Annotated in this window: 15 protein-coding genes and 1 pseudogene; 14 read left to right on the top strand and 2 right to left on the bottom strand. The window is 62.5% G+C overall.

Annotated elements, in window-relative coordinates; translation table 11 throughout:
* Nucleotides 1-73 precede the first annotated feature (73 nt).
* Nucleotides 74-2,407: a Tex family protein gene (locus ABD806_RS13150; RefSeq protein WP_344958717.1), complete on the top strand. Its 2,334-nt coding sequence runs from the start codon at nucleotides 74-76 to the stop codon at nucleotides 2,405-2,407.
* 215 nt (nucleotides 2,408-2,622) lie between these two features.
* Here ABD806_RS13150 and ABD806_RS13145 read toward each other — a convergent pair whose 3' ends face one another.
* The gene (locus ABD806_RS13145; RefSeq protein WP_344958715.1) at nucleotides 2,623-3,453 is read right to left on the bottom strand and encodes a DUF2971 domain-containing protein; all 831 of its coding nucleotides are present in this window, start codon (nucleotides 3,451-3,453) and stop codon (nucleotides 2,623-2,625) included.
* Nucleotides 3,454-3,551: 98 nt separating this feature from the next.
* Here ABD806_RS13145 and ABD806_RS18050 point away from each other — a divergent pair.
* The 5 genes and pseudogenes from ABD806_RS18050 to ABD806_RS13115 all read left to right on the top strand — a co-directional run bounded on the left by ABD806_RS18050 (nucleotide 3,552) and on the right by ABD806_RS13115 (nucleotide 7,870).
* A pseudogene (locus ABD806_RS18050) lies at nucleotides 3,552-4,021 on the top strand (GNAT family N-acetyltransferase).
* 139 nt (nucleotides 4,022-4,160) lie between these two features.
* On the top strand, nucleotides 4,161-4,589 hold the full coding sequence (locus tag ABD806_RS13130) for a YybH family protein (RefSeq protein WP_344958711.1): 429 nt from the start codon (nucleotides 4,161-4,163) through the stop codon (nucleotides 4,587-4,589).
* 42 nt (nucleotides 4,590-4,631) lie between these two features.
* The gene (locus ABD806_RS13125; protein ID WP_344958709.1) at nucleotides 4,632-5,885 is read left to right on the top strand and encodes an MFS transporter; all 1,254 of its coding nucleotides are present in this window, start codon (nucleotides 4,632-4,634) and stop codon (nucleotides 5,883-5,885) included.
* Between the two features lie 29 nt (nucleotides 5,886-5,914).
* Nucleotides 5,915-6,598: a pseudouridine synthase gene (locus tag ABD806_RS13120; protein ID WP_344958707.1), complete on the top strand. Its 684-nt coding sequence runs from the start codon at nucleotides 5,915-5,917 to the stop codon at nucleotides 6,596-6,598.
* A 33-nt stretch (nucleotides 6,599-6,631) separates the two neighbouring features.
* The gene (locus ABD806_RS13115; RefSeq protein WP_344958705.1) at nucleotides 6,632-7,870 is read left to right on the top strand and encodes a glycosyltransferase; all 1,239 of its coding nucleotides are present in this window, start codon (nucleotides 6,632-6,634) and stop codon (nucleotides 7,868-7,870) included.
* Here ABD806_RS13115 and ABD806_RS13110 read toward each other — a convergent pair whose 3' ends face one another.
* Nucleotides 7,871-8,617 carry an endonuclease/exonuclease/phosphatase family protein gene (locus ABD806_RS13110; RefSeq protein ID WP_344958703.1) on the bottom strand — a complete coding sequence of 249 codons (747 nt, stop codon included), beginning with the start codon at nucleotides 8,615-8,617 and terminating at the stop codon, nucleotides 7,871-7,873.
* Between the two features lie 165 nt (nucleotides 8,618-8,782).
* Between ABD806_RS13110 and ABD806_RS13105 the strand changes: the two genes are divergently transcribed.
* The 8 genes from ABD806_RS13105 (at nucleotide 8,783) to ABD806_RS13070 (ending at nucleotide 15,359) form a co-directional block, all read left to right on the top strand.
* Nucleotides 8,783-9,859, top strand: coding sequence for an ADP-ribosylglycohydrolase family protein (locus tag ABD806_RS13105; RefSeq protein WP_344958701.1), 1,077 nt, complete (start codon nucleotides 8,783-8,785; stop codon nucleotides 9,857-9,859).
* A gap of 310 nt (nucleotides 9,860-10,169) precedes the next feature.
* The gene (locus tag ABD806_RS13100) at nucleotides 10,170-10,925 is read left to right on the top strand and encodes a TIGR04219 family outer membrane beta-barrel protein (RefSeq protein ID WP_344958699.1); all 756 of its coding nucleotides are present in this window, start codon (nucleotides 10,170-10,172) and stop codon (nucleotides 10,923-10,925) included.
* Between the two features lie 190 nt (nucleotides 10,926-11,115).
* Nucleotides 11,116-11,517: a DUF2170 family protein gene (locus ABD806_RS13095; RefSeq protein WP_344958697.1), complete on the top strand. Its 402-nt coding sequence runs from the start codon at nucleotides 11,116-11,118 to the stop codon at nucleotides 11,515-11,517.
* Entirely contained in the window at nucleotides 11,514-12,200 is a 687-nt protein-coding gene (locus ABD806_RS13090; RefSeq protein ID WP_344958695.1) for a PspA/IM30 family protein, read from the top strand. The genes ABD806_RS13095 and ABD806_RS13090 overlap by 4 nt, the downstream gene beginning before the upstream one ends.
* A 1-nt stretch (nucleotide 12,201) precedes the next feature.
* Nucleotides 12,202-12,843 carry a YjfK family protein gene (locus tag ABD806_RS13085; protein ID WP_344958693.1) on the top strand — a complete coding sequence of 214 codons (642 nt, stop codon included), beginning with the start codon at nucleotides 12,202-12,204 and terminating at the stop codon, nucleotides 12,841-12,843.
* A gap of 312 nt (nucleotides 12,844-13,155) precedes the next feature.
* Nucleotides 13,156-13,572 carry a DUF350 domain-containing protein gene (locus ABD806_RS13080; RefSeq protein ID WP_344958690.1) on the top strand — a complete coding sequence of 139 codons (417 nt, stop codon included), beginning with the start codon at nucleotides 13,156-13,158 and terminating at the stop codon, nucleotides 13,570-13,572.
* A gap of 9 nt (nucleotides 13,573-13,581) precedes the next feature.
* On the top strand, nucleotides 13,582-14,193 hold the full coding sequence (locus tag ABD806_RS13075; protein WP_344958688.1) for a DUF1190 domain-containing protein: 612 nt from the start codon (nucleotides 13,582-13,584) through the stop codon (nucleotides 14,191-14,193).
* Complete coding sequence (locus ABD806_RS13070) at nucleotides 14,193-15,359, top strand: glutathionylspermidine synthase family protein (protein WP_344958686.1); 1,167 nt, start codon at nucleotides 14,193-14,195, stop codon at nucleotides 15,357-15,359. The genes ABD806_RS13075 and ABD806_RS13070 overlap by 1 nt, the downstream gene beginning before the upstream one ends.
* Nucleotides 15,360-15,382: the final 23 nt, after the last annotated feature.

Raw genomic sequence — 15,382 nt, 5'->3', positions numbered from 1 at the left:
GTTTTTTCAACGCTCTCCTACTTTCTGTTATCGGCGAGGCACATGCCGCCGCCCCGCCCGGAGCCCGGATATTATGACCAACATCAATCACGCCCTGGCCCTTGAACTGGCCGTATCGCAACAGCAGGTCGACGCCGCCGTGCGCCTGCTTGACGAAGGCGCCACCGTGCCCTTTATCGCCCGTTACCGCAAGGAGGTGACCGGCGGCCTGGACGACACCCAGCTGCGCAACCTGGACAGCCGGCTCGGCTACCTGCGCGAGCTGGAAGACCGGCGTGGCGTTATCCTCAAGTCCATCGAGGAACAGGGCAAGCTCACCGACGCACTCAAAAAAGAGCTGCTGGCCGCCGACACCAAGACCCGGCTGGAAGATCTCTACCTTCCCTACAAGCCCAAGCGCCGCACCAAGGGCCAGATTGCCATCGAAGCCGGGCTGGCGCCGCTGGCCGACAGCCTGTTCGACGACCCGACCCGGGAGCCACAGGCCCTCGCCGAGCAGTTTATCAATGCCGATGCCGGGGTGGCGGATGCCAAGGCGGCGCTGGACGGCGCCAAATACATACTGATGGAACGCTTCGCCGAGCAGGCGGATCTGCTGGAAGCGGTGCGCCGCCATATGTGGCAGCACGGCCAGCTGCAGGCGCGGGTCATCGCCGGGCAGGAGCAGAGCGGCGCCAAGTTCAAGGACTACTTCGAACACCAGGAGCCGATAGGCAAGGTGCCCTCACACCGGTTGCTGGCCATGCTGCGCGGCCGCAACGAAGGCGTGCTCTCCTTGAGCCTGGTGGTGGAAACCGAGGCCGACAGCCATCCCTGCGAGGCCATAATCGCCCGCCATGTGGGCTGGCAGAACAAGGGCCGCGCCGCCGATGCCTGGCTGGCCGGGGTAGTGAGCTGGACCTGGCGGGTGAAACTCTCATTGCAGATGGAAACCGAGCTGCTGGGCCAGGCCCGGGAGCAGGCCGAGGCCGAGGCGATCAAGGTGTTCGCCCTCAACCTGCAGGATCTGCTGATGGCCGCCCCCGCCGGCGCCCGGGTGACCATGGGCCTGGATCCGGGGATCCGCACCGGGGTCAAGGTGGTGGTGGTCGACAGCACCGGCAAGCTGCTGGAGCAGGCCACCGTCTATCCCTTCGAACCCCACAAGAAGGTGGAGCAGAGCCTGCGCACCCTGGATGAGCTGTGCCGCCGCCATAATGTCAGCCTGGTGAGCATCGGCAACGGCACCGCCTCCCGCGAGACCGAACGGCTGGTGGAGCAGCTGATCAAGCAAAGCCCGGAGCTTAAATTACAGAAGGTGGTGGTCAGCGAGGCCGGCGCCTCCGTGTATTCCGCCTCCGAGCTGGCCGCCAACGAGTTCCCGGATCTGGACGTCTCCCTGCGCGGCGCCGTATCCATCGCCCGCCGGCTGCAGGATCCCCTGGCCGAGCTGGTGAAGATCGATCCCAAGAGCATAGGCGTGGGCCAGTACCAGCACGACGTGTCCCAGAGCCAGCTGGCCCGCAACCTGGATGCGGTGGTGGAAGACTGCGTGAACGCCGTGGGCGTGGACGTGAACATGGCCTCGGCGCCGCTGCTGGCGCGGGTCTCCGGCCTGACCCCGACCCTGGCCCAGAATATCGTCGCCTTCCGCGACGAGCAGGGCGCCTTCCGCGAGCGCAAGCAACTGCTCAAGGTGCCGCGCCTGGGGCCCAAGGCGTTCGAGCAGTGCGCCGGCTTCCTGCGCATCCGCGACGGCAAAAACCCGCTCGACGCCTCTTCCGTGCATCCCGAAGCCTATCCGGTGGTGGAGCGCATCCTGGGCAAACTACAGCAGCCGGTGAACACCCTTATCGGCAACAGCGGCCTGCTCAAGACCCTGAACCCGAAAGACTACACCGATGAGCACTTCGGCCTGCCCACGGTGCAGGACATATTGAAGGAGCTGGACAAGCCCGGCCGGGATCCGCGCCCCGAGTTCAAGACCGCCCGCTTTATGGACGGGGTGGAAAAGCCCGCCGATCTGATCCCGGACATGGTGCTCGAAGGGGTGGTCACCAACGTCACCAACTTCGGCGCCTTCGTGGATATCGGCGTGCATCAGGACGGCCTGGTGCATATCTCGGCGCTGACCGACCGCTTTATCAAGGACCCGCGCGAGGTGGTCAAGGCCGGCGATATCGTCCGGGTGAAGGTGCTGGAGGTGGATCTGCAGCGCAAGCGCATCGCGCTCACCATGCGCCTGGAGCAAAGCGCCGCCGAGCATGCCGAGGGTAAGGCCGCACCGCGCCGGGACGATCGGAGCCAGGGTGCCAACCGTGGCGGAGGCAAGAGCCAAGCCGGCAATCGCCCCGCCCGCAAAGAGCAGCCGGCCCCCCAAGGCGCCATGGGCGCGGCCCTGGCCGCCGCACTGCAGAAGAAAAAGTAAGGTCAAAGTTGTTTGATAAGCCCGGTGAAAGCCGGGCTGCAAGGCAATTCCCAAGTAGTGATAGGCAAAACCCTTGTCCGCGATTACCGCATGCCGGGCATGGCAGGCCTGCCCCGATGGTATAGTGCCCATTAACCCGTCCCCATCAGTGTAGCCCGCCGCGAAGTTTGAAAAAGCCCGCCATAAGATTTGATAATCATGGTGGTCTGTTTTTATCAAATCTCGCGGCTGACTTCTGGGAATGGATGGTCAGGTACGTACACCCGATAGGAGTGGGTGGCGAGTTTGGCTTGATAGAGCGGTATGGTCTTACCGATATCACTAGAGGCTTGGGTTACCGCCCGCTGGAGCTGTTGGTGGTCATCAGGGCTCATCCTGGCACCTGCAATTACCGAGCAGAGAAAATGTTCCCTTGAATAGGGATATATGCCGGAACGCTGTCCAGGATTGATTACCCGCTCTTCCTGCTCGTAGTCCCAGTCACGGCTCTTAGTATAGAAGTACTCTTCTAAGTTTTTTCCGCAAGCAGTAGCCCAATTAACAATGGGCCGTTTATCTTGATAGCTCACCTGGTAAGGTATCAAGTTCGTCAAATGATGATCCGGCGTATCCATAGCGATTCTTAGCTCCACCAGGAAACCCCGGTGGTGATCAGCGTAATGGGACCACATCAGAGTATTATTTGGAGTACGACTGACACAAAATACACTGATACCAGAAACAAGGGTTTTCACATATTCCCCTGACTCCACCACATTACGGATATTCTGAACAAAGCGTCCCCGGTTCATTATTCGTTTAGCAGGGCTTAAGCCTTTAGAGTCACCAACTTTTTTAAGTAAATCAGGGCGATACTTATGCAAATTGTCAATGCTTTTAGGGTCATAGGCGGGTGAACAATCAAAAGGGTCGTTGAAGTCCAGCGGGCAAGTGAACTTGAGCGTACCTTCGGTGATCGTCTTCAGGCTGTACTCATTAAACGGTAGATATTTATACCGGTACATGACTTCCACCCCATTCTCAACAACCACACTTTCCAGATCCATTCTCACTCGCGTCCCTCTTCTTTACCCTCAATACCCGGCCCAAGCCTTTGATAAGATGATATATTAATCAGTGTCATGCGACACCTAATTATTATTCGATGAGCGATCCTCAGCTCAGATACTCGCCCCGAGTGTCAGAACCATTTGATAAAAAAGGAACCACCATGCCGGATCTGACCATCGTCGCCTTCGACGCCGACTACCAACCGCCTATTCGCGCCATCCGCGATGCCGTGTTCATCGGTGAGCAGAACATCGATCCCGGGCTGGAATTCGACGGCCTGGACGGCTCGGCGATACATGCGCTGGTGGCGGTAGAGGGAACCTACGTGGGCACCGGCCGCATGCTGGACGATGGCCATATCGGGCGCATCGCCATCCTGCGGGACTATCGGGGCCGGGGGCTGGGTGCAAAGCTGGTGCAGCACGCCGGGGATATCCGCGGGTGTACCTGGGGGCCCAGCGGCAGGCCATCGGTTTCTATGCCGGGCTGGGGTTCACGCCCGTCAGCGAGGAATTTATGGAGGCGGGGATCCCCCATCTCGCCATGGAAAAGTCATTAGTCTAAAGGTATCAGGCGCTCGGCCTCCGTCGATAAAAACACCCCGGCAAATTTGTGGCGGCCCGCAATCGCGACCAGAATAGAGAATAACGCCCGGGGCAAGCCTGGAGCTGCCCGGCGCGACCAGCCACTCAAGGAGAGCCCTATGTCACCGGAAGACGAAGTTCGCACCATATCCCTGCGCTTCTATGCGGCCCTTACCCGCATGGCCAACGGCGACGCCAAGCCAATGGCGGCTGTCTGGTCCCAGGGGGCCATGGTCACCGCCCTGCACCCCATCGGGGGCCGGCAGGTCGGCTGGGATGCGGTCAGGGCATCATTCGAGCAGGTCGCCCGGCTGGCCTCGGGAGGCAAGGTCGAGCTGCACCAGCAGCGCATCCACATCGCCGGGGAGCTGGCCTGTGAAACCGGCGTCGAACAAGGCCAAATCACCCTCGCCGACCAACGGGTCGCCATCGAGCACAGGGTCACCAACCTCTATCAGCGAGAAGGCGACGGCTGGAAGATGATCCATCATCACACGGACATCTCACCGGCCATGCTGGCGGTTCTCGACAGCTTGCCACATTCCTAACCGCCCCGGCCGCCGCCGGCGCACAGCAACAGGACGATCCATATGGGCATTTCCCTGCAACACAACCGCGCCGCCTGGGCCTGGGCGCTGTACGACTGGGCCAACTCCACCTTCGCCACCACAGTGCTGGCCGGATTTTTCCCGGTGCTGTTCAAGCAATACTGGGCCGGCGAGATGGCGGCCACCCACAGCACCTTCTGGCTGGGCCTGTTCAGCTCGGCGGCCAGCCTGCTGGTGATGCTGCTCTCGCCCTGGCTCGGCGCCATCGCCGACCGCCGGGGGGCCAAGAAACGCTTCTTGCTGCTGTTCACCCTGATCGGGGTACTGCCCACCCTGGGGCTGTTCTGGGCCGGCCAAGGCCAGTGGCTGCTGGCGGCGCTGTTGTTCGCGGCGGCCAGCGTGGGCTTCTTCGGCGGCCTCACCTTCTACGATGCCCTGCTGGTGGACGTGGCCGGCCCGGAAGACAGTGACCGGGTCTCGGCCTGGGGCTATGCCCTGGGTTACCTCGGCGGCGGCCTGCTGTTCGCGGTCAATGTGGTCATGGCCACCAAGCCGGAGTGGTTCGGCCTGGCGTCCGCGGCCCAGGCAGTCAAGCTGTCCTTCGTAATGGTGGCGGTATGGTGGACGGTCTTCGCGCTGCCGCTGTTTATCCGGGTGCGGGAACGGCCCGCCATGGCCGACACCGACACCAGCTTCGCCGGCCTGCTCGCCATCCTCAGGCAGGCGCTGGCCAGGCCGGGCGTACTCACCTTCCTGCTCGCCTACTGGCTGTACATAGATGCGGTGCATACCACCATCCGCATGGCCGTGGACTTCGGCATGGCCCTGGGCTTCGACAGCAACAGCCTGATCGCCGCCCTGCTGATGGTGCAGTTCATCGCCTTTCCCGCCGCCGTGGGCTTCGGCTACCTGGGCGAGCGGATCGGCACCCGCAAGGCCATCTACCTGGGCCTGCTGGTCTACGTGGGGGTCACCGCCTGGGGCTATTACCTGCAGACCGTGTCCCAGTTCTTTATGATGGCCGCCGCCATCGGCCTGGTGCAGGGCGGGGTGCAGGCGCTGTCGCGCTCCTTCTATTCCCGGCTGATCCCCGCCGATCAGGCGGGTGCCTACTTCGGCCTGTTCAATATGATAGGCAAGTTCGCGGCGGTGCTCGGCCCCCTGCTGGTCGGCCTGGTGGCGCTGATCTCCGGCAGCAACCGGGTATCCATCCTCAGCCTGCTGGTGCTGTTTGTGGTCGGCGCCGCCCTGCTGACCCGGGTGCGGGAGCCACAGCCCGGCAAAGCTGTGCGATAATGGCCCTTTGTTGCTGAATGTGGCCTGTCATGCGCCTCGATAAATTTCTTTGCAAGAGCACCGCGCTGGCCCGGGCCGACGCCAGAAGGGTGATTCACGCCGGCCAAGTGCGCGTCAACGGTGCCCTGATCACCACCGAAGCGACCCAGGTCCATGAAAACAACCACATTACCCTTAACGGCCGGCGGCTGATCGCCCGGCCTTCGCGTTATCTTATGATGCACAAGCCGCCCGGCACCCAGTGCTCGAATGTGGATGGGGTGTATCCGTCGCTGTTGCATCGGCTCGGGCTGGACAAGACCTGTGATCTGCATATCGTCGGCCGCCTGGACGCGGACACCACCGGCCTGGTGCTGGTCACCGACGACGGCCGCTGGTCGTACAATATCATCAGCCCCCAAAAACGGTGTGAAAAGGTGTACCGGGTCGGCCTGCGCGACCCGCTGGCGGACGAGGTGACGTCCCGATTTGCCCGGGGCCTGCTGTTGCAGGGGGAAACCTCCCCGACCCTGCCGGCCGGGTTGGAGGTGGTCGGCCCCAATGAGGCGCTGCTGACCCTCACCGAAGGTCGCTTCCACCAGGTGAAACGCATGTTCGCGGCCGTCGGCAACCGGGTGCTCAGCCTGCACCGGGAACAGATCGGCAACATCCGCCTGGACATAGGGCCGGGCCAGTGGCGCCACCTGACCGCCGACGAAATCGACGGCTTTTGAAAAAAGTACTGCCGGAAACAGGAAAACAATGAAATGAAAAAAGTACTGGTGATCGGCTATGTCTGGCCCGAGCCCAACTCCTCCGCCGCGGGCAGCCATATGCTGTCGCTGCTGCGGCTGTACAGGCGGCAGGGCTGGCAGGTGGAGTTCGCCACCCCGGCACAGCCGACCGAGCATATGGTGGATTTGTCCCGCGAAGGGATTTCAAGCAGGGCCATAGCGCTGAATTGCGACAGTTTCGATGCCTATGTGGCCGAATACCGGCCCGATATCGTCATGTTCGACCGTTTTATGATGGAAGAACAGTTCGGCTGGCGGGTCGAGAAGCACTGTCCCGACGCCCTGAGAATACTGGATACCGAAGACCTGCAGTGCCTGCGCCATGGCCGCCATCAGGCCCACAAGGCGGGCCGGGCCATGACCCGGGCGGATCTGTTCAACGACATCGCCCGGCGGGAGATTGCCGCCATCTTGCGCAGCGATCTGTCGCTGATCATCTCCGGCTTCGAGATGGCACTGCTGATCGATACCTTCAAGGTCGACGCCCGCCTGCTGCACCGGCTGCCGTTTATGGTGGATCTGGCAAGCTGCCCGGCCGAAACAGCCCCTTTCGGTGAACGCCGGCACTTTATGACCATCGGCAATTTCCGCCACGCCCCCAACTGGGATGCGGTGCTCTACCTGCAAAGCATCTGGCCCTTGATCCGCAAACGGCTGCCCGATGCCGAGCTGCATATCTATGGCTCCTACCCGCCCCCCAAGGCCACGGCGCTGCATAACCCCAAGACCGGCTTCCTGATCAAGGGCTGGGCCGCCGATGCCTTTGCGGTAATGGAACAATCCCGCGTCTGTCTGGCGCCGCTGCGCTTCGGCGCCGGCATCAAGGGCAAGCTGCTGGATGCCATGATCATGCAGACGCCGAGCATCACCACCTCGGTGGGCAGCGAAGGCATGCACGAGCTGGAACCCTGGCCGGGGGTGATTGCGGATGATGCGGCCGCGTTCGCCAACGCGGCGGTGGCCTTGTACCGGGATGAGCGGGCATGGCGCCAGGCCCAGAGAAACGGGAACGCGTTATTGACTGCGCGATACGACGGCCAAACCCTGGGTGCCGGGCTGATCGCCAGGATAGCCGCAACGGCAAACAACCTGGCAGAACATCGCCTGGACAACTTCACCGGCGGCATGCTCAGGCATCATTCCATGATGAGCACCAAATATATGTCCCAGTGGATAGCGGCAAAAAATGCCAATGCCGCCCGGGGTGATTGATCAACCCGGCTTTTCCGAAAGGGAAAAGCGGGCATAGATGGGGTTGTGGTCGGACACCACCTGGGTGTCGATGGCAATGGCCGAGCGCAGGGTCAGATCCCGGTAGAAGATAAAATCCAGGGGCTGGCGGAAGAGGCTCTTGATATGGTGGGGATCTTCCATCACCGCCTGGGCCAGCCCCATCTCCCAGCAGAAGTCGCTGAGGTAGCGCCGCCGTTTCTTGTTCCAGACATTGAAATCCCCGGCCACGATCAGCGGCCCCCGGTGTTGGAACAACTCCCGTTTCAGGGCCGCTATCTCGTTATAGAAGAGCCCGTGACGCACGAAGTTGATGGCATGGATGTTCGCCACCAGCAGCTGCCGCTGATCCGCCAGGGGGTGGCGGGTCAGGATCAGGCTCTTGTGGGTGGCAAAGTTCAGCTCGCGGGTGTGGCTGAGCAGGGCCGCAACCTCGTCGAAGGCGCAGCGGGCGGCGGTGAGCACCCCGAACAGGTGTGAATGGGTCTGAATGTTGGGGGATACCGCATAAGACCAGCCCTCCAGCCGCAACCCGCCATTCATCGCCAGCTTGGCTTCCTGCAACAGCAACAACGCGGTCGGAAACTGCCCCATCAGCCGGGTCAGGCAGCGCCGGAAATCGCCGTCCAGGGTCAGCTTCTGGGTGTTCCAGCACAGCACACCCAATTCCCCTTCCAGGCGAAGGTGCTGGTGGGCAAGCTGACGGGGGGCGAGCTGGGGCCGAAGCATGACGGCGTGTCCTGATAGCCAAAACCTGAACTTCAGCTTAGCACCGCTGCCGCCGGCTGCCTCAAGCCCCGCTCCCATTTTCGGCAACCGCCGGGCCATGGTGTGAAGCGCACGCCCTGAGTCTAGAATCAGGTAACAGTCGGTTATTCATACAGGGAGTGAGCCATGCCGTCCCCCTCGCGTATCCGGGATCGCGCCGCCGGCGCCATCATGGGTGCCTTTATCGGCGATGCCCTGGGCCTGGGCCCCCACTGGTATTACGACCTGGCCGAGCTGCGCCGGGACTACGGCGACTGGATCGACGGTTATACGGATCCCAGACCCGGTCGTTACCATGATGGCCTTAAAGCCGGGCAGCTTTCCCAGGCGGGGATCATCCTCGAACTGCTGCTCAGCTCCCTGGTGGAGTGCAACGGCTATCAGGAGGCGGATTTCTGCCGCCGCATGGACGAACAGCTGTTCCCGCTGCTCGACGGCACGCCGTTCAAGGGACCCGGCGGCTACACCAGCCAGTCGATCCGCGACGCCTGGCGCAAACGGGTGCAGCAGGGGCGGCCCTGGGGGAAGACCGGCGGCCATGCCGACACCACCGAGGCCATAGAGCGCACCCTGGCCATCGCCGTACGCTATGCCCTGCAACCGGCCCGGCTGGCCGACGCCGTGGCCGCCAACACGGTACTGACCCAGGTCGATAACACCCTGGTGTCGATGACGGTGGCGTTCGGGGCGGTCACCGGGCTGCTGGTGCAGGGGCACAGCCTGGATACCGGTCTGTCGGACAAGCTGATGGGGCTGGTCAAGAGCGGCGAACTGCCCTTTCACTCCGTGACCGGCAAGCGGTTGCAGCCGCCCCGCCCGGGTGAGCCCGAGCCCTCCCCTGCCGGTCGTTTCGCCTCGCCCGACGCCCTGCTCACCCCTTCCTATATGGCCGCCGCCGCCGCGGATCCCGGCATTCGCATCGAGCCGGCCTGGAAGGTATCCCTGGTGTACGGCATGCCCTGTGCCATCTACCATCAGCTGCCGGCCGCCTACTACCTGGCGGCCCGCTTCCATAACGACTTCGAGGCCGCCGTGCTCCATGCGGTGAATGGCGGCGGGCAGAATCAGGCGCGCGCCATCCTCACCGGCACCCTGGCCGGCGCCCAGACCGGCCTGGCGGGCATTCCGCAACGCTTTATCGAAGGGCTGGAACATGCCGACGAACTGTTGCGACTGGCGCACCGGCTGGCGACCCAGCTTTAAGCCCGTACCGAAACCAAAGCCGCCACTGCTCCTTAGCGATCAGCTGCCATGGTTTATTCCATCACGGGCTTGCCACCGCCACTCGACAAAACGCGGCACAGCAGCTAGACCCTATTGGGACCACTCGATAATCTGGAGGCCATCCGCCTCCGGGGTGTAAGCGACGCTTGCCGATCCGGAGTGCCCCGGGCAGGCAGGCGCCACGGCGATAAAGGACCCGAGCCAGTAACTGACGGCGAAGCTCCAGCAACGACAATAATGCCTGGGCTCCTGGCACAGGACAATAACAGCAATAATAGGGGATAACAGAATGAACAAAACACCTGTAAGCGGGGCCCTCTTCACCCTGTTCGGCACCCTGCTGCTGGGCTCGGCACAGGCCGACACCCTGGGCATACAGGCCGGTGCCGGAGTATGGGATAATGAATTTGACGGAGACTTCAGCAACAGGGGCGGAAACATCAGCGCCTCCCAGTTCAACTTCGGTGATGAAACCGAAGGCTTCGTCTATCTTGCCTTTGAGCACCCCGTTCCCGTGCTGCCGAATCTGAAGTTACAATACGGCCGTAACGACAGCAGCGGCACCGGCAATGTCAACGTCGATTTTGCCGGTCAGACTTTCACCGGTAACGTCGACGCCACCATCGACCTGAAACAACTCGACGTCATAATGTATTACGAATTGCTGGATAACTGGGTAAACCTGGATGCGGGTATCAATGTCAAGGTGATCGACGGCAACATAACCCTGAACCAGGAAGATACCAATACCCGCGGCAGCGCAGACTTTAGCGCCGCCATGCCGATGCTGTATGGCGCCGCCCGGTTTGATCTGCCATTTAGCGGCGCCTCGGTCGGTGCCGAAGGCAGCTTCCTGGCCTTTGACGGCCACCGTATCGCCGACTACAAGGTCAACGCCGGTTACCAGTTTATCGATACCCCGGCCTTTGGCCTCGGCGTGGAAGTGGGTTACCGCCAGCTGGAATTGCGCCTGGATGACCTCAGCGATGTCAATGCCGACGTCAGTTTCAGCGGCCCCATGGCCAACCTGACCATGCACTTCTAGGCGAGACCGGAAGCCCTGGCGTTTAATTTGCCTGTTAGCATCTATCCGGCAAGGTACGGCAACACCACGGCGTTATTCTGCAAGGCTGGTCCTGCCCTCAGCCCATCTGGTGGAATATGAGGGTAGCTTTTGGAACCAACCCTGTTCTATCTTGTCTTAGCTATCCCCAACCCAACACTGGAGTATCGATATGTCCTGGACCCTAGAACAGCTCCACCACCTGCTTTCCGCCCGGGAAGGCTGGCGGTGCGAACTCGAGAACGACTCCCTGTTGATCACCAACGCCGACGGCCTGGAGGCCTACCTGGCGGTGGCCGGCGAGCAGATCATCGCCGAAACCCTGCTGTTTCCCGCCGCCCAGGTAACCGATATCGCCGGGCTGAACGACACCATACTGCGCACCCACCAGCTGATGCCGCTGACCACGGTCGGCATCAGCGACATCAACGGCGAAAGCTATTACATCGCCTTCGGTGCACTGGCCTCCAGTTCAAAAGAGCAGAGTGTGCGGATCGAGGTGGAAACCCTGTTCCGCAACACCGAAGCCTTTCTCGATCTGTACCAGGACTATCTGCAAGGAGTGGAATTATGAGCGTGTGGAAAAAACTGGTCACCGCCATCAAGGGCGGCGCCACCGAAGCCGCCGAGGCCGTGGCCGACAGCCAGGCCCTGCGCATCCTGGAGCAGGAAATCCGCGAGGCCAGGCAGGAGCTGCGCCGCTCCGATGAAGCCCTGACCGGCATCATGGCCAAGCGCAAGCTGGCCCGGCAGAAGGTGGATGCCATCGGCGCCAGCATCAATGAATACGAAGCCCACGCCCGGGCCGCCATGACCAAGGAAAACAAGGAGCTGGCCCTGGAATGCGCCCAGCGGGTGGCCGAGCTGAAAAATGATCAGCAGGGCGAGCAGGTCTATCTGGAGCAGTTTGCCACCTCGGAGCAGGGCCTGAAGAGCAACATAAGCACCGCCAAGGACCGCCTGCGCCAGCTCGAGCAGCAGCTGGACGTGGTCAAGGCCACCGAAAGCGTGCAGAAGGCCCAGGCGGCGGTGTCTTCCCGCCACAGCGGCGCCAACACCAAGATGAAGACGGCGGTGGAATCCCTGGATCGCATCAAGCAGAAACAGACCCAGCGCCAGGCCGAGCTGGACGTGGCCGCCGAGCGGGCCGCCACCGAGAGCGGCGACGCCCTGGCCCGGAAACTCGAGTCCGCCGGCATTACCGGCAGCCGCTCCGCCGGCGCCGAGGACGAGCTGGCGCGGATCCTGGGCAAATAGCATGTTCGACTGGCTGAAGAAAAAACTGGCCCCTGATGAACCCGGGGCCGAACCGGCCCCCGAGGTGCTGGGGCTGCGCCTGGGGGGCGGCTTCGAGCTGGATCCGCTCAAGCTGTCGCTGCTCGATGAACAGGTGACCTTCGAGGGTGCCGCCAGCACCCAGCTTGTCAGGGCCGTGGGCCGGGTGATCCTCGATGAAAGCCACCAGTTGCTGCGCTTCTACACCGATGACGACGGCTTCATCCAGGTGCTGCTGGATGGCGGCACCACGGATGACTGCGTGGCCGAGGTCAAGCTCTGGTATTTTTACCAGACCCGTCCGATAGACGATGATCCGGCCTGGGAGACGCTGCTCGACCGTGAGCTGGTGCAGCCCGAGTGGACGCTGGACGGGCAGCGTTTTACCAAGGCCTGGGACAACACCCGGCCGGTGGCCATGACCGAAACCACCTGGCTCAAGGACGGCAGCCGCAGCGAAACGGATCAGTTTGTGATGATCTACGAGCGGCCCCTGGTCGGGGCAGAAGTGGAAGTGCTGATGGTGGCGGCGGAAGAAAAAATCCGCCACCAGCGGGCCGAGCGCAGCCTGGTGCTCAGCACGGGGATCGATTTGACTCCCACCGATTTTAAATTTATCAGCTAGGGTATGTTGATGTTTCAGCCTGATGAAAAAGTCTGATGATGCCAACTGAGGCAGACAAAAAGACCACTCCGTCGACTCGTCGTAAACCCATCCCTGGGGACTCCGCCGCGCCCTCCCTGACGCGGAGGGTCGCGGAGTGCTCCCTTGATCTGCCTTTGAACTTGAGTGTTGCCTGTTGCTACTCGGCCTAAGATTTGTCAGCACCCCGAATCACCAATAGCCCTCAAGCAACGAACATAAAAAACAAGAGTGTCAGAAGGTAACCTCTGACACTATAACGACAACTTATCAGCGCCTGGCGTAAGGAAACCTATGGAAGCCTTAATCAGTTCTCTCTCGGGCCTGGGGCCCTTCTTGCTGTACTTTTCCCTGTCTATCCTGATGCTGCTGCTGTTCAAGTGGCTGTATGTGTTCGTCACCCCCTATGACGAATGGAAGCTGATCAAGGAGCACCAGAACCTGGCCGCGGCCATCGCCCTGGTCGGCGCCGTTGTCGGCTTCTCGCTGGCGGTGGCCAGTGCGGCGGCCAACTCGGTGTCGCTGCTGGACTTCGCGGTCTGGGGCATCATCGCCCTGTTTGCCCAGTTGCTGGCCTTTGCCCTGGTAAGGCTGGTGTTCCTGCCCAAAATCGCCGAGCGCATCAACGAGGGCCAGGTCTCGGCCGGGGCCGTGGTCGGCGGCCTGTCGGTCGCCGTGGGGCTGCTCAACGCCGCCTGCATCACCTACTGAGGGGGCCTTATGAAACGTTCCAAGCGTCTCCTGCTTTCCCGTATGGCGGATCGCATCGGCAAGCCGGTGGGGGCGGCCATCGCCGGCTCGGTGCTGCTCAGCGCCTGCGGCAACAACGACACCGAGGTTCAGGTCTATCGTTCGGCCGACGACTGCCGCGGCGACAACCCCTCCCTGGCCGAGCAGTGCCAGGCCTCCTATCAACAGGCATTGGCGGAGGCGGCGGAAACCGCCCCCAAATATGACCTGCGGCAGGACTGCGAGGCCGACTTCGGCGGCGGCAGCTGTGTGCCCTACCAGTACCAGGGCAACAGCTGGTTTATGCCGGCGATGGCCGGCTTCATGTTCGGGCGCATGCTCGACCGGGACCGCTATATCAACACCCCCGTCTATACCTCCCGCAACCCCTACTCGCCCTACTACGGCCACTGGAGCACCGCCAACGGCTATCGGCTGGGCAAGGCCAGCTATGGCAAGCGGATGCCGGTGGGCAAGGAGGCGCTGGCCCCCAAACCCAAGGTCACCCGCACCATCTCCCGCGGCGGCTTCGGCTCCACCGCCCAGGCCAAGAGCAGCTGGAAAAGCAGCAGCCGCTCAAGCTCCCGCAGCTGGGGCGGCTGATGCTGAGGGTCAGCCACAAGGAGCGGCCGCACTGGCGCGCCCAGGCCGAGCGGCTGGGATTCGGCTTTCACACCATGTATGGCGAACCCTACTGGGACGAAACTGCCTATTACCGGTTCACCCTGGCGCAGATCGAGCGGGATCTCGAGGAGCCCACCGCCGAGCTGCACCAGATGTGCCTGGAGGTGGTGGATCTGGTGGTGCGCGACGAACGCTGGCTCAGGCGCTTTTGCATCCCCGAGTCCCAGTGGCAGGGGGTGCTGGATTCCTGGCGGCGACGGGACCCCAGCCTCTATTCCCGGCTGGATCTGGCCTATAACGGCCGGGGCCCGGCCAAGCTCTATGAAAACAATGCCGACACCCCCACCAGCCTGTTCGAAACCGCCTTCTGGCAGTGGCTGTGGCTGGAAGACAACGTCGATGCGCATTGGCTGCGCCGGGACGCGGATCAGTTCAACCTGCTGCAGGAGCGGCTGGTGGCCCGCTTTGCCGGGCTGGCGGCGAGCCGCCCCGGACGGCGACTGCATTTCGCCTGCTGCCGGGACACGATCGAGGACAGGGGCACGGTGCAATACCTCGAAGACTGCGCCCGGGAGGCCGGACTGGACACCGCCTTCGTGCATATCGAGGAGATTGGCCTGGGCGAGGGCGGCTGGCTGACCGATCTCGACAACAGGCCCATCGACTGGATGTTCAAGCTCTATCCCTGGGAGTTTATGTTCCGGGAACAATATGCCGCCCACCTGGGCTCCAGCCGGGTGGAGTGGCTGGAGCCCATGTGGAAGTCGGTGTTGTCCAACAAGGCGCTGCTGCCGCTGCTCTGGCAACGGTTTCCCGGCCATCCCAACCTGCTGCCGGCCTATTTCGGCGATGATCCCCGCCGGGCACAGCTAGATGACTATGTGCGCAAGCCGCTGTTCTCCCGCGAAGGCGCCAACATCAGCCTGGTCCGCCACGGGGAGCTGGTGGCCGAGGTCGACGGCCCCTATGGCGAGGAGGGCTTTATAGTGCAGGCCTACCATCCCCTGCCCAAATTCGGCGACAACCATGCCCTGGTCGGCAGCTGGCTGGTGGACGATCAGCCCGCCGGCATCGCCATCCGCGAAGACAGCGGGCCGATCACCCAGGACATGTCCCGCTACCTGCCCCATATCATCCTCGACTGAGCCCCGCCCCAGGACCGGGCCCG

It is taken from the genome of Zobellella aerophila, from assembly GCF_039539325.1.
GTDB classification, from domain to species: domain Bacteria; phylum Pseudomonadota; class Gammaproteobacteria; order Enterobacterales; family Aeromonadaceae; genus Oceanimonas; species Oceanimonas aerophila.
The sequence above is the reverse complement of the archived record's forward strand: the minus strand, read 5'-3'. Positions and strand labels throughout refer to the sequence as shown.

What these genes read in the sequence shown, in the direction of transcription:
- ABD806_RS13115 (WP_344958705.1), top strand. Translation starts at nt 6,632, where the DNA reads ATGAAAAAAGTACTGGTGATCGGCTATGTCTGGCCCGAGCCCAACTCC.
- ABD806_RS13090 (WP_344958695.1), top strand. Translation starts at nt 11,514, where the DNA reads ATGAGCGTGTGGAAAAAACTGGTCACCGCCATCAAGGGCGGCGCCACC.
- ABD806_RS13070 (WP_344958686.1), top strand. Translation starts at nt 14,193, where the DNA reads ATGCTGAGGGTCAGCCACAAGGAGCGGCCGCACTGGCGCGCCCAGGCC.
- ABD806_RS13110 (WP_344958703.1), bottom strand. Translation starts at nt 8,617, where the DNA reads ATGCTTCGGCCCCAGCTCGCCCCCCGTCAGCTTGCCCACCAGCACCTT.
- ABD806_RS13130 (WP_344958711.1), top strand. Translation starts at nt 4,161, where the DNA reads ATGTCACCGGAAGACGAAGTTCGCACCATATCCCTGCGCTTCTATGCG.
- ABD806_RS13075 (WP_344958688.1), top strand. Translation starts at nt 13,582, where the DNA reads ATGAAACGTTCCAAGCGTCTCCTGCTTTCCCGTATGGCGGATCGCATC.
- ABD806_RS13100 (WP_344958699.1), top strand. Translation starts at nt 10,170, where the DNA reads ATGAACAAAACACCTGTAAGCGGGGCCCTCTTCACCCTGTTCGGCACC.
- ABD806_RS13145 (WP_344958715.1), bottom strand. Translation starts at nt 3,453, where the DNA reads ATGGATCTGGAAAGTGTGGTTGTTGAGAATGGGGTGGAAGTCATGTAC.
- ABD806_RS13120 (WP_344958707.1), top strand. Translation starts at nt 5,915, where the DNA reads ATGCGCCTCGATAAATTTCTTTGCAAGAGCACCGCGCTGGCCCGGGCC.
- ABD806_RS13085 (WP_344958693.1), top strand. Translation starts at nt 12,202, where the DNA reads ATGTTCGACTGGCTGAAGAAAAAACTGGCCCCTGATGAACCCGGGGCC.
- ABD806_RS13105 (WP_344958701.1), top strand. Translation starts at nt 8,783, where the DNA reads ATGCCGTCCCCCTCGCGTATCCGGGATCGCGCCGCCGGCGCCATCATG.
- ABD806_RS13080 (WP_344958690.1), top strand. Translation starts at nt 13,156, where the DNA reads ATGGAAGCCTTAATCAGTTCTCTCTCGGGCCTGGGGCCCTTCTTGCTG.
- ABD806_RS13095 (WP_344958697.1), top strand. Translation starts at nt 11,116, where the DNA reads ATGTCCTGGACCCTAGAACAGCTCCACCACCTGCTTTCCGCCCGGGAA.
- ABD806_RS13125 (WP_344958709.1), top strand. Translation starts at nt 4,632, where the DNA reads ATGGGCATTTCCCTGCAACACAACCGCGCCGCCTGGGCCTGGGCGCTG.
- ABD806_RS13150 (WP_344958717.1), top strand. Translation starts at nt 74, where the DNA reads ATGACCAACATCAATCACGCCCTGGCCCTTGAACTGGCCGTATCGCAA.